The 20,871-nt window shown below is 61.0% G+C and carries 20 protein-coding genes; 10 read left to right on the top strand and 10 right to left on the bottom strand.

Annotated features, from left to right (window positions below):
- Positions 1-28 precede the first annotated feature (28 nt).
- Together BLQ92_RS07815 and BLQ92_RS07820 are read right to left on the bottom strand one after the other, a co-directional pair.
- Positions 29-1,561, bottom strand: coding sequence for a GMC family oxidoreductase (locus BLQ92_RS07815; RefSeq protein WP_090683183.1), 1,533 nt, complete (start codon positions 1,559-1,561; stop codon positions 29-31).
- A 117-nt stretch (positions 1,562-1,678) separates the two neighbouring features.
- Complete coding sequence (locus BLQ92_RS07820; protein WP_090683185.1) at positions 1,679-2,620, bottom strand: LysR family transcriptional regulator; 942 nt, start codon at positions 2,618-2,620, stop codon at positions 1,679-1,681.
- A gap of 317 nt (positions 2,621-2,937) precedes the next feature.
- Here BLQ92_RS07820 and BLQ92_RS07825 point away from each other — a divergent pair, with 317 nt between their 5' ends.
- Positions 2,938-3,849, top strand: a complete 912-nt coding sequence (locus tag BLQ92_RS07825) for a LysR family transcriptional regulator (protein WP_090683187.1) — start codon at positions 2,938-2,940, stop codon at positions 3,847-3,849.
- Between the two features lie 12 nt (positions 3,850-3,861).
- Here the strand turns inward: BLQ92_RS07825 and BLQ92_RS07830 are convergent, their stop codons facing one another.
- From BLQ92_RS07830 to BLQ92_RS07840, 3 genes are all read right to left on the bottom strand, one after another.
- Positions 3,862-4,542 (bottom strand): queuosine precursor transporter, encoded by a 681-nt coding sequence (locus BLQ92_RS07830; RefSeq protein ID WP_090683189.1) that lies wholly within the window; start codon positions 4,540-4,542, stop codon positions 3,862-3,864.
- Between the two features lie 61 nt (positions 4,543-4,603).
- Complete coding sequence (locus BLQ92_RS07835) at positions 4,604-5,515, bottom strand: LysR family transcriptional regulator (RefSeq protein WP_090683191.1); 912 nt, start codon at positions 5,513-5,515, stop codon at positions 4,604-4,606.
- A gap of 2 nt (positions 5,516-5,517) precedes the next feature.
- Positions 5,518-6,741, bottom strand: coding sequence for a GNAT family N-acetyltransferase (locus BLQ92_RS07840; RefSeq protein ID WP_244106423.1), 1,224 nt, complete (start codon positions 6,739-6,741; stop codon positions 5,518-5,520).
- 372 nt (positions 6,742-7,113) lie between these two features.
- Here BLQ92_RS07840 and BLQ92_RS07845 point away from each other — a divergent pair, with 372 nt between their 5' ends.
- A complete protein-coding gene (locus BLQ92_RS07845; RefSeq protein ID WP_090683193.1) occupies positions 7,114-7,575 on the top strand; it encodes a YybH family protein in 462 nt (153 codons plus the stop codon).
- 67 nt (positions 7,576-7,642) lie between these two features.
- On the opposite strand, the gene BLQ92_RS07850 is transcribed toward BLQ92_RS07845, so the two are convergent.
- Positions 7,643-8,476: an NHL repeat-containing protein gene (locus BLQ92_RS07850; protein ID WP_090683195.1), complete on the bottom strand. Its 834-nt coding sequence runs from the start codon at positions 8,474-8,476 to the stop codon at positions 7,643-7,645.
- 170 nt (positions 8,477-8,646) lie between these two features.
- A complete protein-coding gene (locus tag BLQ92_RS07855) occupies positions 8,647-9,750 on the bottom strand; it encodes an alkene reductase (RefSeq protein ID WP_090683198.1) in 1,104 nt (367 codons plus the stop codon).
- Positions 9,751-9,983: 233 nt separating this feature from the next.
- Here BLQ92_RS07855 and BLQ92_RS07860 point away from each other — a divergent pair, with 233 nt between their 5' ends.
- Positions 9,984-10,910: a LysR family transcriptional regulator gene (locus tag BLQ92_RS07860; RefSeq protein WP_090683200.1), complete on the top strand. Its 927-nt coding sequence runs from the start codon at positions 9,984-9,986 to the stop codon at positions 10,908-10,910.
- Position 10,911: 1 nt separating this feature from the next.
- Here the strand turns inward: BLQ92_RS07860 and BLQ92_RS07865 are convergent, their stop codons facing one another.
- A complete protein-coding gene (locus tag BLQ92_RS07865; protein ID WP_090683202.1) occupies positions 10,912-11,586 on the bottom strand; it encodes a peroxiredoxin-like family protein in 675 nt (224 codons plus the stop codon).
- A 236-nt stretch (positions 11,587-11,822) separates the two neighbouring features.
- Between BLQ92_RS07865 and BLQ92_RS07870 the strand changes: the two genes are divergently transcribed.
- The 4 genes from BLQ92_RS07870 to BLQ92_RS07885 are packed head-to-tail and all read left to right on the top strand — an operon-like array spanning position 11,823 to position 16,056.
- The gene (locus BLQ92_RS07870; protein ID WP_090683204.1) at positions 11,823-12,566 is read left to right on the top strand and encodes a DUF3348 domain-containing protein; all 744 of its coding nucleotides are present in this window, start codon (positions 11,823-11,825) and stop codon (positions 12,564-12,566) included.
- A 10-nt stretch (positions 12,567-12,576) separates the two neighbouring features.
- Positions 12,577-14,739 carry a DUF802 domain-containing protein gene (locus BLQ92_RS07875; protein WP_090683206.1) on the top strand — a complete coding sequence of 721 codons (2,163 nt, stop codon included), beginning with the start codon at positions 12,577-12,579 and terminating at the stop codon, positions 14,737-14,739.
- Positions 14,736-15,383 carry an OmpA family protein gene (locus tag BLQ92_RS07880; RefSeq protein WP_090683208.1) on the top strand — a complete coding sequence of 216 codons (648 nt, stop codon included), beginning with the start codon at positions 14,736-14,738 and terminating at the stop codon, positions 15,381-15,383. Before BLQ92_RS07875 ends, BLQ92_RS07880 begins: the two co-directional genes overlap by 4 nt.
- A gap of 13 nt (positions 15,384-15,396) precedes the next feature.
- Positions 15,397-16,056, top strand: coding sequence for a DUF2894 domain-containing protein (locus BLQ92_RS07885; RefSeq protein ID WP_090683210.1), 660 nt, complete (start codon positions 15,397-15,399; stop codon positions 16,054-16,056).
- 67 nt (positions 16,057-16,123) lie between these two features.
- Here BLQ92_RS07885 and BLQ92_RS07890 read toward each other — a convergent pair whose 3' ends face one another.
- On the bottom strand, positions 16,124-16,474 hold the full coding sequence (locus BLQ92_RS07890; protein ID WP_090683212.1) for a winged helix-turn-helix transcriptional regulator: 351 nt from the start codon (positions 16,472-16,474) through the stop codon (positions 16,124-16,126).
- A gap of 155 nt (positions 16,475-16,629) precedes the next feature.
- Between BLQ92_RS07890 and gstA the strand changes: the two genes are divergently transcribed.
- Entirely contained in the window at positions 16,630-17,286 is a 657-nt protein-coding gene (gene gstA, locus BLQ92_RS07895; protein WP_090683214.1) for a glutathione transferase GstA, read from the top strand.
- Here gstA and dnaN read toward each other — a convergent pair.
- Positions 17,255-18,355, bottom strand: coding sequence for a DNA polymerase III subunit beta (gene dnaN, locus BLQ92_RS07900; protein ID WP_090683216.1), 1,101 nt, complete (start codon positions 18,353-18,355; stop codon positions 17,255-17,257). The genes gstA and dnaN overlap by 32 nt on opposite strands.
- 686 nt (positions 18,356-19,041) lie before the next feature.
- Here dnaN and BLQ92_RS07905 point away from each other — a divergent pair.
- Both BLQ92_RS07905 and BLQ92_RS40405 read left to right on the top strand, forming a co-directional pair.
- Positions 19,042-20,367, top strand: coding sequence for a chitinase (locus BLQ92_RS07905; RefSeq protein ID WP_280517437.1), 1,326 nt, complete (start codon positions 19,042-19,044; stop codon positions 20,365-20,367).
- 130 nt (positions 20,368-20,497) lie between these two features.
- On the top strand, positions 20,498-20,821 hold the full coding sequence (locus tag BLQ92_RS40405; protein WP_208449379.1) for a hypothetical protein: 324 nt from the start codon (positions 20,498-20,500) through the stop codon (positions 20,819-20,821).
- The last annotated feature ends 50 nt before the right edge of the window (positions 20,822-20,871 follow it).

The following is a 20,871-nucleotide window of genomic DNA, read 5'->3' on the forward strand; positions in this document are numbered from 1 at the left end:
CTTTCAAAAGGGCGAGGCGCAATCCTGGTCAATCGTAGTAACGCTCGGTGATGTGCTCGGCCGTCGCGATCGTCGTGATGTTGGTGGCGACGGAAATGGCGTCCGGGAAAATCGACGCGTCCACCACGCGCAATCCTTCCAGTCCATGCACGCGGCCTTCTGTGTCGACCACAGCTGCCGGGTCGTTGGGGAGGCCCATCGGCGCCGTCGAGGTCGGGTGGTGATAGGTGTCGAGAGTCGACCTGATCGAATCCATGATCTGTTCGTCGTTCAGCGCCGCCGGACCCGGCGCGAGTTCAGAATCGATCAACGCCGAGAGTGGAGCGCTCTGGCCGATCCGGCGCGCGAGCTTCACACCCTCGAGCAGACGCGCGCGGTCTTCGGGGGCCGCGAGGAAGTTCAGATCGATTCGAGGCGCCGCCAGCGGAGCGCGGCTGGTGAGACGCAGGGTGCCGGCCGACACAGGCCGGGTCAGTGCTACGGCTAGCACGAACCCCACCCCGGTCGGACTCTGGTCATGCGGGAACAGGTGCGTGGCCGTGATGTGAAGGTCCATGTCGCCGTTTCTCGCTGTCGAGCTGTGGGTCCACAGCTTCGCGCCAATCGCGGGCGACTGCCGCCCGATCCGCTCGGGGCGGGCGGCATAGGCGTTGTAGTAGAACGGGTGATCCTTGAGCCGCCGGCCAACCGGCAAATCGATAAGCTCGGGAATGGCTAGCGTCTTGAGGTCCGCACCGGGACCGACACCGGAGCGCAGAAGGATCGCAGCGCTGCCGTAGGTCCCCGCGCTCACGATGACTTCGCCTGCATGGAGCCGCTCGCCGTCCGCAAGCTGGACACCGATTGCGCGCTTGCCGTCGAACAGCACCTTGTCGACCACCACACCCGCTCGAATCTGAAGGTTGTCGCGGGAGCGCACACGGTCGTTGAGATATGCCATGCCGGTGTTGACCCTCACGCCGTTCACTATGTTCATCGAGTACGGTCCGACGCCGTCTGCGTCCGGCGCGTCGAAGTCATCGATCAACCGATAGCCGTTCTCCAGCACCGCATCGATGAACGCCTGCTGCATCGGCGTTGTTTCGTTGCGGGTCAACTGGCGCACGGGGAGGGGACCGTCGTATCCGTGCAGCGCGGCACAGCCGTTATCGCGACGCTCCAGCCGCTTGAAGGACGCGAGCATGTCGTCGTAGCTCCAGCCCGGCAGCCCCCAGTTCCTGAAGTCCTGAGGCCGTGCGCGGATCGCTACCGCACCGTTGATAGCGGAGCTGCCGCCGAGCACCTTGCCGCGGATCGCATTGATGGGGTGAGGGATATAGCCCGCCTCGCTGCGAAACCCCCAGTCGTGCTCCGCGTCGCCTCCAACGGTATCGCTACTGGCGAGAACGTGAGGATACGACCACGCGGGATAGGCCGGTCCTGCTTCAAGCAGCACGACCGAGCGGCGGATTCTCTCGCTCAGACGAGAAGCCATCACGGCGCCAGCTGAACCGCCTCCCACGATCAGAACGTCGACAACCCGTTGCGTCGACGTCGCGGCGGTTGCGTTTTGCTGTTCCATCACGCTCTCCGTTCAGGACCTCTGCATGGCTAGAACGATAGTCACGGCTTGCGCTGCAGAACAGGTAGCGGATGTCGAACTCGAGGTTCGATTTGCTCGAACGCCGGCTCGCGGTATTCAGACCGCAAGCGAGCCGTTGATCAGCCCCGCGGACACCAGATTGGCGTCCCAGTGCGCGGGGTGGCCAACCTGCTCGGCAAGGAACTCGATCAGGACGTGGATCTTGGGTGGAGTGCGAACGGTCTTGCGATAGACCGCTGATATCTGTCCGCCGGAAGGGGAATAAGCCTGCAGAACGGGGACGAGCTCCCCGGCCAGTATCGGTTCCGCAGCAAGAAAGGTCGGCAGAATCGCCAGACCCAGTCCCGCACGCGTGCCCTCGAGCAGCAGGTGGCCGGAATCCGTGCGCATGCGCGTCCCGATACGGAACGACTGGCGCTTGCCGTCGATCGGCAGGCTCCACATGCCGTTCGGTTCACGGTTGTAGTAGATGAGCCCATCGTGATGGGCCAGATCGCAGGGATGGTCCGGCGTGCCCCGTTGTTCGAGGTAAGCCGGGCTCGCACAGATCACATGACGGTTCACGGTAATGGTCCGTCCCACCAGGCTCGAGTCGGACAGCTCGCCCATGCGGATCGCCATGTCGTACTGGCCGTCCTGCAGGCTGACCACCCGGTCCTGGGCTTCTACATCCAGACACAGATCCGGATGCAGCGCGGCGAACCTCGAGAGTATCGGGGCAAGGTGGCGGGTCATGAAGGCCATGGGGACTGCGAGCCGGAACGTGCCGCGCAGACTCGACTGAACCTCCTGTACCGACTCCTCCGCGCGCTCCACGTCTTCCAGAACGCGCGACGCACTTTCGTAGAACACGACTCCAGCCTGCGTCATACGCAGCGGTCGGCCGCGCTCGAGCAATGCGCATCCCAACCGTTTTTCCAGCTGCTGCACACGTTCGCTGACGATCGACTTCGTCGTGCCCAGGCGTCGTGCCGCCTCGGAAAAGCTGGCCGCTTCCACGACGGTCACGAAGGTGCTCATGTCCGAGAATTTGTTCATACGGAATCCTCAACGTGGTGTATGTAACCCCGTCGAGTTCGACTCTGTCTGTCCATGCGCGATCGGTCGAGCGAGCGCAGATGCGCTGTCGCGACAGCGATCGGATGTTACGAAGGGTATCGCACCCGGCATTGCCCGGTTAGACGGCAAAGCGGGAATCAGATTTCCATTTCTGGAAAGATCGCAGCGGCGCGCGGGCGGTTTCCGACGCACGCCGGAGCTGCCTGGCGTCTCCTCCTTGTCCGGCGGGAGGGGATGTTGCAAAATGAGGACGCAAAATCTGGGCACAAATCGAGCTTTCCACATTTGGAAAAGCGATGGCGGATCTCAACTCGCTGGTGGTATTCGCAAAGGTCGTGGAAGCCAACAGCTTCTCGGAGGCGGCACGCCGCCTCAACATGCCGATCTCCACCGTCAGCCGCCGCATAGCCGAACTGGAGGATCAGCTCGGGGTGCGCCTGCTCGAGCGCTCGACGCGAACCCTGCGGCTCACGGAGTTGGGACGGGAAGTGTTCGAGCATGCCGTGCGCGGGGCTCAACTCAGAGACGCGATCGAAAGCGTTGTTTCAAGCCGCCTTTCCGACATCTCGGGCACCTTACGGCTGTCCGCTCCGCCGAGCCTTTCCGATACCTTGCTGACACCGCTCGCGATTGTGTTTCAACGGCAGTATCCGAATCTGCGCATCCAGATCCTCGTCACCGAGCGCTTTGTCGAGCATATCGCCGACGGGGTGGATCTGGTGTTCAGGCTGGGCGCCTTGCGCGATTCGTCTCTGGTCGCGAAGCGGATTTTGACCTACCGCCACCAGCTCGTGGCGAGCCCCGGCTATCTCAAGACTTGCAAGCCGCCGCGGACGCCTCAGGATCTGCTCGATCATCGGCTGCTGGCCTTTTCGCACTGGAAGCCGGATAGCACCTGGACGTTTGTTCATAAGAATGGCAAGGACAAGGAGACGCTCACCTTTCAGCCGTCTCTCGCGATGAACGATTTCGCCGGCCTCGCGCCTGCGTTGCTGATGGGCAGCGGCATCGGCGAGCTTCCGCCAATCATGCAGCCTCATCTCCTACGCGAGGGCAGGCTCGTCGAGGTCATGCCCGACTGGCACTTTCGTACCTTCAATCTTTCTCTGGTGCATCTGGGGAACCGGCACGTATCGAAGCCATGCCGGCTTTTCAAGGACTTCGCGGCACAAATGGCGCCTACGCTTTTTCCTGACCTACCGAGCTGAAAGACCCCTGGACTAGTGTATTAAGAACGGGTTGAAATCGGTGCCGTAGTCGTAGTGATCGATGTTCTCCGAAGTCTTCAGGAAGCGGACCACCCGGTACGTAACGGGAAGCATGACCACTTCGACGACCACCTTCGCGGCCCACCCTGCAACGATCCCCTGGAGCAACAGGCTGCCGGGAAATACGCTATGCAATGCGATGCCATAGAACAGGATCGTGTTGACGCCTTCCCCTGCCACGGTCGAGCAGACGAAACGAGCCCAAAGGCGCCTGCCTTTGTCCCAGATTTTCATCTTCGCCAGAACATATGAATTGCAGATATCCCCGGCGAAGAAAGCTACGAGCCCGGCAATCGAGACCTTCACACCTGGCGAAAATATGGTCTGAAAGGCGGCGTCGTGGACGAAGAAGGCCGCAGCCGGCACGAACAGTTGCCCTCCGGCGATGGCAGATCCCGCAATCGAGCAGAACATCGAAATCCAGATCACATGACGCGCCTGAGCGTAGCCGTAGACTTCAGTCAGGATGTCGCCGATGAGATAGGTAAACGGAAAATACAGCACCGTGACAGAGACGCCCACGCCACCGGCGGAGATGATCCTCGACCCTGTAAAGTCCGATACCAACAGGAAGGTCACGTTCAGAGCCAGCAGCAGGTCGAGATATCTGGGCGTTCGGTCAAGGCGCAGCATCCGGATACCTCCGTCTTTCACCTGGGCGAATTGGCACGATCGCTTCACGCAGGTTGTCCGCTCAGACTGGCAACGAGCCGAACAGGCTGGGCACCATTTGAGAGGCAAACTCCTTGAAGACACGCACCTGTCGTGGCAGATACCGGTCGCGCAAATGCGCGATGGTGAGATCGAACACGGGAAGGTGCCATTCTGGCATCACTTCAACAAGTAAGCCGTTGCGCAGGAGTTCAGGCTGGACGATAGGGGGTAATTCGCCGATCCCGCAGCCTTCGAGCAAAGCCACGACAAGGCCCGCATAGTCGTTCATGGCGATGGCGGGTTGGAAGGAAAGCGTCTCGGCATCCCGCCCATTTGCATGAATGAAGCTCCAGCTATAGTTTGGCTTCCAGAACGAAAAGGCGAAGAGCCGGTGCTCGCGCAGATCCCTCGGCGCTTTCGGTGGTTCACAGGTGGCTAGATACGCCGGGCTCGCCACCACCTGATGCCGGTAGGTCAGCAGCCTGCGCGCAACGAGTGCCGGGTCCGTGAAGACGCCGACCTTGAGCGCGATATCGACATCTTCCGCGATCTGATCGACGATCCGCTCGGTGATGAATACCTGCACCCGGACGTTCGGATAGGCAGCCTGAAACGCGCTGACCACTGGAACGATCAACGAGTCGGAGATACTTGGGGGCGCGCAAAGACGCAACGTACCGGAGACGTCCGAGATCCGGTTCGAGATGATGTTGTCGACTGCTTCACTGACTTCGGCGGTATGCCGCGCGAGTTCCAGAACTTCGGCGCCCAGATCCGTGAGCCGCAAATGGCGGGTCGACCGGTCCAGCAGGCGCACGCCTAGCTGATTTTCGAGCTCAACGACGCGGCGACTGACAGTAGAAATCGGCATTTTCAAACGCCGCGCTGCCTCCGAGAAGCTGCTGGCCTCGGCGACCTTGGCAAAAACCAGCAGGGAGTTGAGGTCTTTCATCGTCAACGGCGCAGCGCGCGACGCACGGCGGTGACATGCAGGGCGGACCACCGATGATCAAGGCTGTTGGCAATGGTCTTTCTGACTCCGCGCAGCGCGCGGGCTAGATAACCCGCCAGCAATGGAAGTTCCGCCAACCGGCCGCGTGCGCTTAGAAACAGCGTATGCGTATCATGCAGCGTTTCACGATTTGCCCAATGCACCTTGTAGGCGGCGTAAAGCGGACGGAAATCAAAATCGCGCCCGTTCGCGTGCGCCCACTTCACACAGAATTCCTGTAGAAGATTGCCGGGCGAGCCGGCGCTGAATGCCTCGTCGTAGGTCATGATGAAGCCCTCGAAGGACTGCGGGCTGACGAGATTCACCGACGCTGCTATCGGCCTGCCATCGAGCTTCAGGAACGTGACGAGTGGTGTGGTAGACAGGTCAGTCCGCCGCGCCAGCGCGACGAAAAAGTCCCGTACCGCTTCATTCATCAAGTACTGGGTATTCAGCCCACGGGATATCGCCCAGCGCCGCTTCGTCGCAAATAGCCACGTCAAAACCGCCTCTGCATCATCGGCGCTCTTGCACCAGCCGAGTTCCGGTTGGCCCCTCGCACTCAACCATCGGAGATGGCGTCGCAAGTCTGCCCGAAGCGACTTTGACAACGTGGCGGAAAAATCGTCCCATCGCTCGAATTGTCGCAGGCGGATTGAGTAACCGGGAAGCTCATGCAATCGTTTCGGAATGAAGGGCAGCAACCACGACTGCTTGAGCGGCCCGATCGCTTCCTGCAATGCGCTATCGCTTCTTACGAAACGAATCTCGAGCGTGTCTGCGCGAACCTCCAGCGCAGCATGAAGCACTTCGGCGATAACCGTATCGCCTGCTCGCGCATGCACGAGTGGAGCGCCATATTCTTCATCGCTTCCGCAACCCAAGGGCCTGGCGATCCGCAGCAGACCCTTGCGGTAAATTGCCAGTGGCAAAAGGGCACGCAATTCGCCTTGCTCGTACACCATGGCAACGGCAACACCCGCGCCTTTTGCGAGTGCGATTTCGGCGGCCAGCTCACAGTAGGAATACGTCAGACAGAATGAATGGTCTTGCGCTGCGGCTGCGAGGTTATCCCATTCGTGGCGGAGGGCTCTGAACGAATCCATGTCCGCGAACATCCTGGCTTCGCGCCGAAACTGGAACGACCCCGGTGCATAGCTTGCGACGGGAAGTGGTTCGATCAACATCTCGGCCTCCACTCCAATGCCGAGGTTAGGAGCCTTCGCGCCATAACCTCCCCCTTACGATCGAACTTGCTGTTTTGCGAACCACTTTTCAATGCTAACGGCGCGCGAGGACGGCTCCTAGTCGGATAAAGACGGATGGGGAAACCACCCGTAGGAAACAACGCGCTCGATCATTGGGGAAAGATGGCCTCCTGCCGTAGGCAAACCCACCCGACGCCTAAAGCGATTCGAAATTCGATCGTCTTGTGATCGACTGATGATAGTGAAACGGCAATTATCAAACGAAGAGACAGAATCTACGATGCGTTCGACGGTTCGAACCCGGACCGAATCGATTCACCTTCATCGTCGTCACTCGCGAGGAGCATCGCCATGGATAGCAGATCGAACGCTTTAAGGATTCACGTCAGGGAGCAGGGGAGCGGCCAGTTTGTCGCCGAGCTGGAGCGCCGCGTCGGCATGCCCTACACGCCGGAGCAGGTTCCGGTGGCCTTCGATGCCAATTTCAACGCCGGTGATATCGACGGTGTGGTCAGCTTGTTCAGCGATAACGCGACGATGCGCATGCCGGACGGCGGAGGTGTGGTAACCGGCATCGAGGAATTGCGCCGCCAGTTTTCGGGGCTGTTGGCGAACGATGTTCGGATTTGCAACAAGGTACGCCTCTCGCTGGTGAGCGACGACGTTGCATTGGTGTTGCTGGATTGGACGCTGACCATGAGATTGCCGGACGGCCGGCACGTCGATCAAGGCGGCACAGCTACGCAGGTCATGGGGCGGGGCGGCGACGGGGTATGGAAGCTGCGGATTTCTAACCCGCTTGGGACCCGTTGATCCGCCCTGCAGACGATGGCCGACAGATAGCGCCTTGCCGGCGTACTCGCTAAATCGAATGGACGCCTCAAGCAAAGAAAGCGATGGCCTGGCCGTTTAACTTTGACATTTCGACAACTGGACCCAGGCAGCGTCCGTCGGCGAAGTCGAACGCAACGACTGAATCCCGGGCGACGCAATAGAGATATCCCTCTGGACCGAAGCGCAGACCACGGGGACGATGAAAGCTCATTTCCGGATCGACCCGGAACACGCGGACAAGATTGCCGGTCGAGCGATCGTATTCGCGGATGGTGCATACCGCATCCGGCTTGCCAAAGGGGAACTCGCTAGACACAAGAACGTTTCCGTTCGGCCCAATCGCGAGATCCAGTGGACTCACCGAGTCGTCCGTAATGAATCGGGAAGTAAGCGGTCGACCGTCCGGGTAGAAAACGACGATGTTGTTTTCTCCCTCACCGTCTGGCCCGATGCCTGAAGCCAGGAAAAGCTTTCCATCTGTACAGAAGGCGAATCCGCGAGGATACGGAACCACACCGGCGGGCAGGACGGATTGCGCGGCGCCGTCGAGAGATGGGGGGAGTGCGGCAATCGTTCTTGCGCTACGCAACCCAACGTAATAGCGCCCATCGGGTCCGAGGTTGCCGCCTCCGGCATTCAGTCCTGGAACGTGGCCTGTATCGCGTACTACTGTTCCAAGGATGTCGAGCGCGAGGACGCGGTCGTCTCCGCTATTGACGTAGAGATGCTGCCGATCCGCACTAAGGCTCATGCCGCGAGGGTCGACGATGCGAGGGTCGTCGCTGAAGGAACCTGTGAAGGTGCCGTCGAGGCGGAATGACAGGAGCGCCCCGTATCCGTCGCCGTTTGAGCCGGAGGCACTGGTAACCAGAATGTGCATATCGAGTCCTGCAAGATAGTTTGGAAGCTCTCGCCGTGCCGTGTCGAAGTGGCTAACTCAGCGACCGGCGCTGCGTTAGCGCCGGTCGCTGCGTGCTTCAGGCTGTACTTGTGTGATCAGAGTTAGGTGCCGGAATCCGCTCTTCCGGGTCCGGCTAGTGGGGGAGCGACCTACGCCGCCTGCGTTTCAGCATGGAACGGATAGTCGGTGTAACCGCGTGCGTCACCACCATAGAACGTGCTGCGGTCGTACCGATTGAGCGGCAGGTTCAGCCGCAGGCGCTCGGGCAGATCGGGGTTGGCGATAAAGTGGCGGCCAAACGCCACGATATCCGCGTGACCCGCTTCGACGATCGCGTCCGCCGTCTCTTTCGTGAAGCCGCCTGCGGCGATTAGTGTGCCGGCGAACTTCGGACGCAGGTGGCGCGCGGCAACCGGGTCGTGAGTTTCGCCGATGGTTTCCGTCCCTTTGATACGCGGCTCGACCACGTGGAGATACCCGATACCACGCTGGTCCAACTGCTGCGTCACGTAACCGAAGGTGGTTTCCGGATCGCTGTCGTGCATCGAGCCATAGGTGCCGCTCGGCGCAATGCGCACGCCGACACGGTCTGCGCCCCACACCGAAATCAGGGCGTCCGTCACTTCGAGGAGAAAACGGGCGCGATTTTCGATCGCCCCGCCATATTCGTCGGTGCGGGTGTTCGAGCCGTCCTGGAGGAACTGGTCCGGCAGGTAGCCGTTTGCGCCGTGCAACTCCACGCCGTCGAAGCCCGCGCGTAATGCCCGCTCGGCACCCCTGCGGAAGTCCTCGATAATGGCGGGTATTTCGTGCAGTTCAAGCGCACGGGGCATGGCAAATTCGACTTCGCCGTTCACGGAATACGCGTAGCCTTCGGCTTGCAGCGCTGACGGAGCGACGGGCGCCGCGCCACCTGGTTGAAGATCGGGGTGGGACTGACGGCCGACATGCCACAACTGAAGGAAGATGCGCGCGCCCTTGGCATGCACGGCATCCGTGATGCGGCGCCATCCTGCGATCTGGTCGTCGGAGTAGATTCCGGGGGCCATTGCGTAGCCGTAGCCTTGCAATGAAACAGGGGTTGCCTCCGTAATGATGAGGCCACCTTCGGTGGCGCGCTGCGTGTAGTACTCGACCATCAGGTCGCCCGGCACGTCGCCGGGCTCCGAACGCATGCGCGTCAGCGGCGCCATCGCGACGCGGTGGGAAAGGGTATAGGGTCCAACCTTGGCGGGTGAAAACAGTTTGCTCATGGAGTTACTCCTGGCGGATCAGTTAGTACCGGCTTGCGGCACGAGCGCGTTAACATGTACGACGGCTCTGGAATGGCTGCCGGACGAGATCGCGATAGCAGTTCGCCAGGCACGGACACATCGTCGTTGTTTTGGACGGGCCGCGGTAGGCAGCTTGACCGCATAACAGACATTCCCTTGAGGCATATCGGGCGACGCATGCCCTCCAGACATCCGTTCCAGGAGGGACGACGATGGATCGATTGACAGCGATGGAAACGTTCGTGTGTGTGGTGGATTCGGGTTCTTTTTCGGCGGCAGCGCGGCTGCTGAACGTTGGACAGCCAGCCGTTTCCAAGTCCATTGCGCAACTCGAAGAGCGGCTCGCGGTTCGACTGCTGCTCCGCTCCACGCGCGGCTTGACGCCGACCGAGGCGGGCCATGCCTTTTACGAGCGCGCCAAGCGGGCGATCGAAGAAGCCGACGAAGCGGAGGTTGCGGCAAGAGGATCGGCTGGCGCTCTCTCGGGGCGTCTCCGGATTTCCGCGGCGGTGACCTTTGCGCGGATTCACATCGTTCCGCACCTTCAAACCTTTCTCGATCGACACCCTGAGCTCAACGTCGACATCGTGCTGGACGATGAAAACATTGATTTGCTGGAACACGGCATCGACGTAGCGATCAGGATCGGGGTGCTCGGCGACTCGAGCATGACCGCACGCAAGGTCGGTCACGGCAGGCGTTGTGTCGTCGGCACACCAGCCTGGTTCGCGAAAGCCGGCGAACCGCGGGTCCCTGCCGATCTGCTATCGCATCAGGCGATCGTATATGAGCAGGACGGCGGCGGAAACGTGTGGTCGTTCAGGCGAGGCGATTCGGAAACGGCGGTTGCCGTCGCCGGGCGCGTCCGAGTGAACGCCGCGGAAGGCGTGCGTGCGGCCGTGCTCGCCGACATGGGCGTTGCGATTGCGTCCGAATGGATGTTCGCGCCGGAAATCGAGAGTGGTGCGGTAAAGCGGGTGCTGGCCGACTGGGAATTGCCTGGCCTCGACCTGTGGGCCGTTTTTCCGAGTGGGCGCATGGTCAGTGCGAAAGCACGCGCTTTCGTCGCCTGGGTTGAGGAGTTGTGCGGTTTTAATCCAGTCGTTCCCGACTCATCGCCGGGAACGAACGTCGGATAAATCAGGAGGCCGAAACAACCTTCTTGCGCAGGACCGGCAGCATGTCCTGCGGCTCAGGGCGGTGCGTATAGTCCGGGTTGACTTCCGAGTACAGGATCGTTCCGTCTTGTCCGACCACGTAGCGCGCCGGCATCGGCAACGTCCAGCTGCCGTCTCCGTTGAACGCTGGCAGATCGTTCTTGAGGTTCTTGTACAGATCGACGAGATAGTCGGGCAAAGCAAAGCGGATGCCGAATGCGGCCGCCACGTCGTTGTGCGTGTCGCTCAGGATCGGGAAGCTTAGCTTGTTGGTGCGGATCGATTTGCGGCTATTCACGGCATTCTGCGGTGAGATCGCCACCAGATTGGCGCCTTCGGCCTTGAACGCTGGCAGCGCTTCTTCAAGGGCCGTCAGTTCAAGATTGCAGTACGGGCACCACACGCCACGATAGAAGCTGATCACGAGCGGCCCGCGCTTGAGCAGGTCGACCGACGACACAGGATTGCCATCGGGGTCATTGAGGGTAAATTCCGGCGCGACGTCGCCCGCTTTGAGCGCGCGTGCGGCTTGACCCGAGGCCACGAGTTCAGCCGTGGCACGTTCCATGACCGGATGGATTTCCGGCGGTGCGAAGTAGGGGGCTTTGCCGCCTTTGAAATCGGCTTTGAATGCGTCGAGCCTGGCTTGTAGTGACATGACGATCTCCTTCCTGATGAGGTTTAACGCAGATTGCGTAGGAGGGATCGTCCGCCAAGGCGAACCGGTGGAGAAGGCAGCGCGGCTGCATAACTGTCATTCCGGCTGGGCATGGGCGGGCGGTGAACCACTCCCGACCGGCCTCAAAATCCCCCGCCAACCCACCCCTCAAACCCACAACCGTCGGCTTTCACCCCATCTACGTGTAAACTGCTGCCTTTTTTGACTCTGGCGGTATGGTGCAAGTCCCACAGCGCACAGCTCTGAGTGGTCCGGCGCTTATTCGCTTGCTTGCTCGCGTGACGGACCTCGATGTGGCCGAGTCCAGCCAATCGCTCTCGGACCGGCTAAGCCAATGGCTCGGCTGGACCGACGCGATCGGGCTGTCCACGGCACTGAACGGCAGTCCGCCGGCCGTCACGCCGGGCGCGCGCGGCTTCGGCAGCGCCGAGGAGGACGAGTGCGCCCGCGTGCGCACCTCGCTGGTGAATAGCATTGCCGGCGAGAGCGCGCCCAGCCGTCCCAGCCGGCGCGGGCTTCCGCAAGCGCCTGCGGCGGGCGCCGCCACGGAGGTAACGGTCGACTACGCGGTGTTCCGGCATCGCTATCTCTCCCTGCAGCAGTCCATGGAGACCAGCATCGGCAACCTGCGTGGGCGGTTGCGGGCCATACTGGCCGCCAAAACGCCCAGCATGGCCCGGCTCGCCGTCGTGGATGCCGTCATGGAGCGGGCCCTGAGCCCGCGTGAGCGGAGCCTGCTGGCCTCGGTGCCAGGGATGCTCGCGGGCCATTTCGAGCGTTTGCGCCAGGCCGAGCAAGCGGCGCTCGCCGATGCCGAGTCCGCTGGAGAGGCCGTAGCCGTCACGCCAGGCGCCTGGCTGGAAGCGTTCCGTAAGGATATGCAGAGCGTGTTACTGGCCGAGCTGGATGTTCGTTTTCAACCGGTCGAAGGGTTGCTCGCGGCCCTTCGTACCCGCTAACCGGGACGCTATGTCCAAGTATCTGATCAATTTTGTGGTTTTCCTGGCGGGTCTCGCCGCTGTGTGCTGGATCGGTGTGGGCTACCTCGGCTCGAACCCATTGGCGCTGGCCGTTACCCTGCTGATTGGCGCCTGCTACGTGGCGGGCGCGTTCGAACTGCGCCGCTATAGCGAGGCGACTGCCACGCTGGGACGCGCCGTCGCAGGCCTGTCCGGGCCGCCGGCGAGCCTGGGTACGTGGCTTGATGCGCTGCATCCGACCCTGCGCAATCCGGTGCGCCTGCGCGTCGAAGGGGCGCGCGTGGCTTTGCCGGGACCGGCGCTGACGCCGTACCTGGTCGGTTTGCTCGTGCTGCTGGGCATGCTGGGCACGCTGCTGGGCATGGTGGCGACCTTGCGTGGCACGGGCCTCGCCCTGGAAAGCGCGACCGACCTGGACGCGATCCGCGCCTCGCTGGCGGCACCGGTCAAAGGGCTGGGATTCGCGTTCGGCACCTCGATTGCGGGCGTGGCCACCTCCGCCATGCTCGGGCTGCTCTCCGCGTTGTGCCGCCGCGAGCGGATCCAGGCCGCGCAACTGCTCGACGTCAAGATCGCCACCGCCTTGCGGATCTACTCGCAAGCTCATCAGCGCGACGAAACCTTCAAGCTCCTGCAGCGGCAAGCCGAGGTGATGCCCACTCTGGTCGATCGCCTGCAGTCGATGATGGCCACCATCGAGCAACAGAGCCACGCCTTGAGCGAGCGGCAGATTGCCAGCCAGGACGCCTTCCATGGCAAGACAGAGGCTGCCTATATGCGCCTTGCTGCTTCCTTGGAGCAATCGTTGAAGGCGAGCGTTGCTGAAAGCGCCCGCACCGCCGGCGCAGCGTTGCAGCCGGTGATGGAGGCCACGCTGGCCGGACTCGCGCGCGAGTCGGCGGCGTTGCAGGGCACGGTCAGTGAGGCCACGCAACGGCAGCTGGACGCTGTCAGCGAGGCTGCGCAACGTCAACTGGACACGGTTCGCGACGCCGTGCAACGGCAACTGGACGGCCTGTCGACTGGCTTCGCGGCTTCTACCACGACTGTGGCGGATATCTGGAACAAAGCCCTGGCGGGGCACCAGCGCTCCAGCGAGGCCCTTGCCGAGCACCTGCGCAGTTCACTGGACCGCTTCACCGAGACCTTCGAACAACGTTCGGCCGGCCTGCTGGACGGCGTGTCTGCGCGGCTGTACGCTACGGCGGGCAGTGTGTCGCGGGCGTGGACCGAAGCGCTCGCGCGCCAGGAAAGCGTCGGCGAGAAGCTGGCCGCTCACAACGAGCAGGCGCTCGCCGCAGCTGCTGCGACCTTCGAGCAGCACTCGGCGGCGCTGGTACGCACGCTCGGCGAGTCGCAGGTGGGCTTGCAAGCGGAATGGGTCTCGCGTGACGAGCAACGGCTGGTGGCGTGGACCGAGGCCCTCGGTTCGATCGCCGCGACCTTGAGCAAGGAATGGGAGCAGACCGGCACGCGCACCGCGAGCCGTCATCAGGAGATCTGCGAAACGCTGGCGCAGACCGCGCGCGACATCTCGGCACAGACGCAAGCGCATGCCAGCAACACGATCGCCGAAATCTCCGGGCTTGTGCAAGCCGCTTCGGAAGCCCCGAAGGCGGCGGCAGAAGTCGTTGCCGAACTGCGCCAGAAGCTCTCCGACAGCATGGTTCGCGATACCGCGATGCTGGAAGAGCGCAGCCGCTTGCTGGCGACGCTGGAAACCCTCCTCGATGCCGTCAACCACGCCTCCACCGAGCAGCGTGTGGCCGTCGATGCGCTGGTCGCCACCTCGGCAGACCTGTTGGAGCGCGTCGGCACGCAGTTCGCCGACAAGGTCGAGCAGGAGACCGGGAAGCTCGGCGCGGTTGCCGCGCAGGTGACCGGCAGCGCCGTCGAGGTGGCGAGCCTGGGTGATGCATTCGGCGCGTCCGTGCAGGCGTTCGGCGAGTCGAACGAGAAGCTGGTGGCTCACTTGCAGCGTATCGAAGCCGCGCTCGACAAGTCGCTCGCACGCAGTGACGAGCAGCTTGCCTACTACGTGGCGCAGGCGCGGGAAGCCATCGACCTGAGCATGATGTCGCAGAAGCAGATCGTCGAAGAGCTTCAGCAGCTCGCGGGCGAGCGGGCGTCCCCCGGAGTTGAAGCAGCATGAACGAGGAAATCGACGGCGGCGCGGAAGCCACGGCTCCGATCTGGCCGGTCTTCGCCGACCTGATGTCGGCGTTGCTGGGCGCTTTCGTATTGATCCTGGTCTGCGTGATCGGGCTGCAGCTCGAACTCTCGACGAGGCTCGAGCAGGAGGTCAAGCAGCGGCAAATGGAAACGCAGCGCCGCAAGACCCTGGAGGAGGCACTGGCCGGGCCGCTGGCAGCGGGGCGGGTGACGCTGGTCAACGGGCGCATTGGGATCAATGGCAGCGTGTTGTTTGCGCTGAACTCCGATCAGTTGCAACCGGAAGGCCGCGACGTATTGAAAAGCCTGGCAGGGCCGCTATCCGCTTACCTGCGCGCCAATGATCAGATCCTGATGGTGAGTGGCTTTACCGATGACCGGCAAGTGCGGGAAGCCAACCGGCGTTTTGCCGATAACTGGGAGCTGTCGGCTCAGCGCGCGTTGACCGTGACGCGCACGTTGATCGATGAAGGTGTGCCGTCTTCCTCAGTATTTGCGGCGGCGTTCGGCTCGCAGCAACCCGTGAGCTCAAATGCCGACGACGCCGGACGCGCACGGAACCGGCGCGTGGAAATTGCGCCTGTCCCCAGGCCGTCTAACGCGATGGTGAAGCCCCGTGAATGACGGTGGTCGCGACATGACGAGCGGAGTGCGAGCGCAACTCGACGCATGGCGCGAGCGCGGCGCCGATCGCCTCGATCCTGTCCGCTTTCGTTTTATCGAGGCGCTGGATCGGCGCGCAGCTGGGCACAGCGGCGAGGTGCGGCGTCTTCTTGACGGCAGGCTGTCCGAACTGCTTGCGGTATATGCCGACGATCTGGGGCGTGCAGCGTTGGGCGTTGGCGAATCCGATAACACCGATGCGACACCAGAACCGGCTCGTGAGTCGCTTGCTGGGCTGAATGACTACATTGCCAACCACCGTGCGCGAGCCTCTGCTTCTATGGTTGGTGAGGGTCGCACTGCAGGTCACGCTTTGCCGCGGCCACATTCCTACCCGGAACTCGAAGCGCTTGAGTACTTCAGAGAAGTTTGGTCCAGGTTCCGCACCGGCCGGCAGTTGCAGCAGTCTCTTGAGCAGGTGCCGGGGAATGCCGGTCCGCTCAATTCGAGCAGCCTCGTCCACCGGTCGCTCTCGTTGATGCGCGAATTGTCGCCGGGGTATCTGCAGCAGTTCCTTTCCTACGTCGACGCCTTGTCCTGGATGGAGCAGATGAATAGCGGCGACGTGCCGACGGGTAAAGATGCGCCTCGTACGGGGAACGTAAAGAAGGGAACTCGGGGGAAAGCGCGCTAGCGCGGTCGCCGCAGCGGGAATTTGCTGCCTGAGCCTTGAGAGGGCGGGCGCGGATGCTGAGTGTTCGTTACGATGCCGCTGACTGCACTTCAATCTCTTCCTCGGCACGGCCCTTAAGCCATAGACCGAAGTCCCGCATGACTTCCACGACAGGTCGCAGACGCTCGCCGTCCTCAGTCAGCCGATACTCCACCTTGACCGGCACTTCCGGGAAAACCGTGCGATCTATCAAGCCAGCCTCTTCGAGCGCTCGAAGATCAAGCGTAAGCATACGCTGTGAGATACCTGGCGCGTCCCTGCGCAGATCGTTGAAACGTTTTGGACCATCGAGCAGGTATGAGACCAGCAACAATCGCCAGCGACCGCCGAGCAGGCGCATCGCTTCCTCCACGGAGCACCCAGTTGCGCTTTTTTTCATCGTTTAGCCTTTGCCAGGTATACTTTTTTTAACTTCACCACAAAAATCTGCCTTCTTCTCTTTTGATCCCAAGTGCGTGATATTAGCCGCGTTGCCATGAAAACGTATGGTACCGGTTACTTATTGGACACACACCGCACAGGAGAAGGGAAGGTATGAAGCTCTATCACGCACCCGGCAGTTGTTCTCATTCGATTTGCATCGTACTGCACGAAACCGGCTTGCATACGCAAACGATTAAAGTCGATGCGCGCAAGCACCTGGTCGAGGATGGAACGAGCTACCTGGATGTCGCCCCTCTGGGCTATGTGCCGCTTTTGCAACTCGACGATGGCACGTTTCTACGTGAGGGACCGGTCATTGCACAGTACCTCGCCGACCAGCGCCCTGAGACGGAACTGACACCGGCGCATGGCACCATGGATCGCTACCGGCTTCTCGAATGGCTTAACTTCCTGACTTCGGAGATTCATAAAGGTTTTATCCCGCTGCTCTATGCTGTCGCAGCGGGTAAGTACGTCGACACGGCGAGGCCAAAACTCGAGAGCCGGTATCAGTGGATCGACCGACAGCTAGCAGATAAATCATTTCTGATGGGCGAGCGTTTTACGATTGCTGATGCTTATTTGTTTGCGCTAACCAGGTGGGGTAAGGCAAGCTGGATGCAGTCGGTATACAACGTGAATATCGACCTCAGTGCGCACCGCCACTTGCAGTCCTGGTATGAGCGTGTATGGAGCCGACCGGCCGTTCAGCAGGCGCTGGAAGCGGACGGGTTCATCACTTCCGCAATGCCATCACCACGTATCTGAACGCTTCATCACCCGGTGCGACGAACAATGCGCTTAGTTTGCTGGCACTCAAACGAAAGTTAAGCGTCTCGGTTCGAAGTGTTGCCATCGCATCGAGCAAGTAGCGGATGTTGAAGCTAAGTTCAACCGGTGCGCCGTCGTAGGCAATGTCAAGCTCTTCAAACGATTCTTCATCGTCAGGGTTGTTGAGGCTGATCTGCAATCGGCCGTGGCCTGCGGAGCATTGAATGCTCCTGAATTTTTCGGTGGTGAGCACGGCGGCGCGCTGCAAGCAGGCATGAAACGCTTGTCGTTCAAGCGTGAACTCCGCCTCGAACCCGGATGGGATCACTCGCTTGAAGTCGGGATATCGGCCCGAGATGAGCTTGCATGTGAAGAAGACTTTCCCAAACGCGAAACTCGCGTACCCCGACGCGGCGGTAATCAGCACCGTCGAGTCGTCCTCCGGCAGCAGGCGAATCAGTTCGATGATCGCCTTCCTGGGGATGATCATTTCCTGCGCATCGTGGCTGGTTTGTGAAGGGATGTGGGCGGTGGCGAGCCGGTGCCCGTCGGTCGCCACTGCGGTGAGTTCGGGACCGCCAATCAACAGGGTGCCGTTCAGGTAGTAGCGAATATCGTTGTCCGCCATGGCAAAGTGCACCATATGCAAGAGGCGTTTCAGCTTTCCTGCTTCGACGGAAAACGATAGCTCAGGCTTCGCGCTACGCTTGAGTTGCGGAAAATCTTCAGAACGCCCCGCGTGGAGAGAGATCCGGCTGCCCGGCCCCTGGATGATGAGGCGGCTTCCGGACAGGGAGAGGCTAAGTTGCGCGTCGGGCATGGCACGCACGACATCCAGAAGCTTGCGTGCGTTGACGGTTAAGGCCGTATTGGACTCACTGGAGTCGATAGTCTCCGTCGCGCTTAGCTCCAACTCCAGGTCGGTGCTTTGGAACTGCAGTTGTTTTCCTTCTGTCGCAACTAGCACGCTGGAAAGAACGGGGACGGTGCTACGCCGTTCCACGATGCCGCAAACGATTTGTAGAGGGTGAATGAGGGCATCACGTGGAGCTGTCAGAAACTTCATGAAATTCCTCTAACGTTGGGAGGCGTCGCAACTCTTGTATAACCCTCGCCATACAAATTCGTCATCCTAATTGTATGGAGGGGTGCAATGTTTTCTTGTCAATCGGACTGGGTGTTACCTGTCGGTCAGCGGATTGTCTCGACCGACTGGGCCGCAAAGGGTTAAGGCTGCGTTGACATGGCCGAACAATAACCCGTGGATTTAATTGAGTCAACTGACAAGCTTCACTTGTCATCGGGCGTGTGGCCAAATCCTCCCAGAGCGAACTTTCCTTTTCGCGCCCTTGGCCTTACGTCGCGGTCATTCGCGCCGATGCGCGGATCCTTGCCAGGTTATTTCAAGCGGGACTGTATAGGCCGACGCGCAGCGAACTCACTACAATCAGCGGCTAATTGGACCGCAAGGACCTCAGCGCGAAGGGTCGAAAATTCTCTGAACACCTCATCGAGCCGCTTTAGACGTTATGGCGAGCACGCATTGCGCATGCTTTGAGTGGCATCTCATACAAATCGTTGTACTTAGCATATTTCGTTTTTGCATATCGTGAAATCTCCTTTCAAACGGGCAACCGTCTGCCAATAATGTTCTTGCTATCAACCCGGGGCCGTCGCCCGTATGGGTCATTGCAAACACTCGGCGTCCCCTTTAAAAATGGAGAAGAAATGAGACGGATGTCATCGAGGATCATGGCCGCTTCGGCCATTTTTGTGGGCGCCATGAGCAGTGCTTTCGCTTCCGGCGTCTACGTACCCTATGTGGACATGACGGCATGGCCGACGCCATTGATCGACGTGATCGGCGTCCAGCAGGGTATCCAGCAGTTCACCATGGCTTTTGTCGTGTCCGGCAATAACCAGTGTGTCCCATCATGGGGCGGTGTGCAGAATATCGGGCCTGGCAACACGTCCGATCTGCTCACCTCTATTTCCACCTCGGTCTCAAACTATCGGGCCAAGGGCGGTGAAATCTCCATATCCTTTGGTGGCGCCAACGGCTTGCCGCTGATGCAGGCCTGCACCAGTGCCTCGACATTGCAGAGCGCATACCAGACGGTGATCGACAGCTATGCGGTAACGCACATCGACTTCGATATCGAAGGTGTGTCGCAGGAAGATACCGCGTCAGTCACGCGTAATTTTCAGGCGGTTCAAGCGCTCCAGTCGGCCATGGCCGCAAAGGGCACACCGTTGCACGTCACGCTTACGCTGCCGGTCATGCCGACTGGTCTCACTCAGGATGGCCTAAACATTCTCAACGCCGCTATCGCCAATAACGTCGTATTCGACGCCGTCAATGTGATGGCGATGGACTACGGCGGTGCCTCGATCGAGATGGGGCAGGCGGCGATACAGGCCGCATCGTCGCTGTACTCGCAACTCGATACCGCATACAAAGCGGTGGGGCAGACGAAGACCGATGCGCAGCTTTGGCAGATGGTCGGTGTGACGCCTATGATCGGGGTGAACGACGTGCAGGGTGAGACATTCACGCTTGCTGACGCGCAGTCGCTGCTGAGCGTCGCCAATAGCGACGGTTTCGGCATGTTGAGCAACTGGTCGGTGGGCCGCGATCAGGCCTGTGCCAGCAGCACGGGTTCTGCGTCGCCGAGTTGTTCGGGCATTCAGCAGACGCCGTACGCGTTTGCCGCGATCTTCGGGCAGCTCAACGGCCATTGGGGATCGGGCGTAACGCAGGACCCGTCGTATGGCGGCGGATCTTCGGGGGGCACGCCGGCTGCGGGTGCGCCGTGGTCGGCCGCTCAGATCTATACGGCGGGCATGACCGTTACGTATCAGGGCGCTACGTACAAGGCTCAATGGTGGACACAGGGTGACATACCCGGCCAGTCGGCGGTATGGGTTCTCGTGTCGGGGCCTGTTCCAACATGGTCCCCGACGATGTCCTATTCCGGAGGGTCCTGTGTGATGTACTTTAATGTGAAATACTGCGCCCAGTGGTGGACCCAGGGCAACACGCCGAGCAGCGGCGGTGTCTGGGTCAAATCGAGTTGATGGCGCTTGAACTGGAACGCGCAGAGTGTCGTCGACGGGAGTTAGCTACAGCGGGATGACTGCGCGTTGCAACACGGTCACGACCGCCCAGCCAGTTCAGATTCCAATCTCCTTTGCCGACGGATAGTCAATGCGCATACCTTCGCTCGACAGAAAGATCGCGTTGCCGCTCTTCGTCTTGTCCGTCACGCAGATAATCGGCTGGGGCACGGTTGGCTTACCCGCGATTGCCGGCAGGCAGATGGCCGCCGACCTCAAGATGGACATCTCGTCCGTCTTTGCCGGCGGCTCGGTGTTGTACGTGGTCATGGGTCTGTGGGCGCCCATTTTGGCCAGAGCATTTGCCCGATTTGGTGCGCGGCGCATCATGATCGGCGGCACGCTTCTGGCTGATTGCCGCGGCGATCACACTCAACGCATTCGTCACGTTTGGGTTCAGCGCGATTTTTATTGAACTGCTCAAAGCGGTCGGGTTGCCGGCGTTACAGGCGGTCGCCTTTGGGT

Source organism: Paraburkholderia phenazinium (genome assembly GCF_900100735.1).
In the GTDB taxonomy this organism is placed as follows: domain Bacteria; phylum Pseudomonadota; class Gammaproteobacteria; order Burkholderiales; family Burkholderiaceae; genus Paraburkholderia; species Paraburkholderia phenazinia.

Excerpts from the sequence above, each read along its gene's own strand:
- BLQ92_RS07865 (WP_090683202.1), bottom strand. The coding sequence starts at position 11,586 with ATGTCACTACAAGCCAGGCTCGACGCATTCAAAGCCGATTTCAAAGGC.
- gstA (WP_090683214.1), top strand. The coding sequence starts at position 16,630 with ATGAAGCTCTATCACGCACCCGGCAGTTGTTCTCATTCGATTTGCATC.
- BLQ92_RS07830 (WP_090683189.1), bottom strand. The coding sequence starts at position 4,542 with ATGCTGCGCCTTGACCGAACGCCCAGATATCTCGACCTGCTGCTGGCT.
- BLQ92_RS07860 (WP_090683200.1), top strand. The coding sequence starts at position 9,984 with ATGGATCGATTGACAGCGATGGAAACGTTCGTGTGTGTGGTGGATTCG.
- BLQ92_RS07840 (WP_244106423.1), bottom strand. The coding sequence starts at position 6,741 with ATGTTGATCGAACCACTTCCCGTCGCAAGCTATGCACCGGGGTCGTTC.
- BLQ92_RS07885 (WP_090683210.1), top strand. The coding sequence starts at position 15,397 with ATGACGAGCGGAGTGCGAGCGCAACTCGACGCATGGCGCGAGCGCGGC.
- BLQ92_RS07845 (WP_090683193.1), top strand. The coding sequence starts at position 7,114 with ATGGATAGCAGATCGAACGCTTTAAGGATTCACGTCAGGGAGCAGGGG.
- BLQ92_RS07825 (WP_090683187.1), top strand. The coding sequence starts at position 2,938 with ATGGCGGATCTCAACTCGCTGGTGGTATTCGCAAAGGTCGTGGAAGCC.
- BLQ92_RS07850 (WP_090683195.1), bottom strand. The coding sequence starts at position 8,476 with ATGCACATTCTGGTTACCAGTGCCTCCGGCTCAAACGGCGACGGATAC.
- BLQ92_RS07890 (WP_090683212.1), bottom strand. The coding sequence starts at position 16,474 with ATGAAAAAAAGCGCAACTGGGTGCTCCGTGGAGGAAGCGATGCGCCTG.
- BLQ92_RS07905 (WP_280517437.1), top strand. The coding sequence starts at position 19,042 with ATGGCCGCTTCGGCCATTTTTGTGGGCGCCATGAGCAGTGCTTTCGCT.
- BLQ92_RS07880 (WP_090683208.1), top strand. The coding sequence starts at position 14,736 with ATGAACGAGGAAATCGACGGCGGCGCGGAAGCCACGGCTCCGATCTGG.
- BLQ92_RS40405 (WP_208449379.1), top strand. The coding sequence starts at position 20,498 with ATGCGCATACCTTCGCTCGACAGAAAGATCGCGTTGCCGCTCTTCGTC.
- BLQ92_RS07820 (WP_090683185.1), bottom strand. The coding sequence starts at position 2,620 with ATGAACAAATTCTCGGACATGAGCACCTTCGTGACCGTCGTGGAAGCG.
- dnaN (WP_090683216.1), bottom strand. The coding sequence starts at position 18,355 with ATGAAGTTTCTGACAGCTCCACGTGATGCCCTCATTCACCCTCTACAA.
- BLQ92_RS07835 (WP_090683191.1), bottom strand. The coding sequence starts at position 5,515 with ATGAAAGACCTCAACTCCCTGCTGGTTTTTGCCAAGGTCGCCGAGGCC.
- BLQ92_RS07855 (WP_090683198.1), bottom strand. The coding sequence starts at position 9,750 with ATGAGCAAACTGTTTTCACCCGCCAAGGTTGGACCCTATACCCTTTCC.
- BLQ92_RS07875 (WP_090683206.1), top strand. The coding sequence starts at position 12,577 with ATGTCCAAGTATCTGATCAATTTTGTGGTTTTCCTGGCGGGTCTCGCC.
- BLQ92_RS07870 (WP_090683204.1), top strand. The coding sequence starts at position 11,823 with ATGGTGCAAGTCCCACAGCGCACAGCTCTGAGTGGTCCGGCGCTTATT.
- BLQ92_RS07815 (WP_090683183.1), bottom strand. The coding sequence starts at position 1,561 with ATGGAACAGCAAAACGCAACCGCCGCGACGTCGACGCAACGGGTTGTC.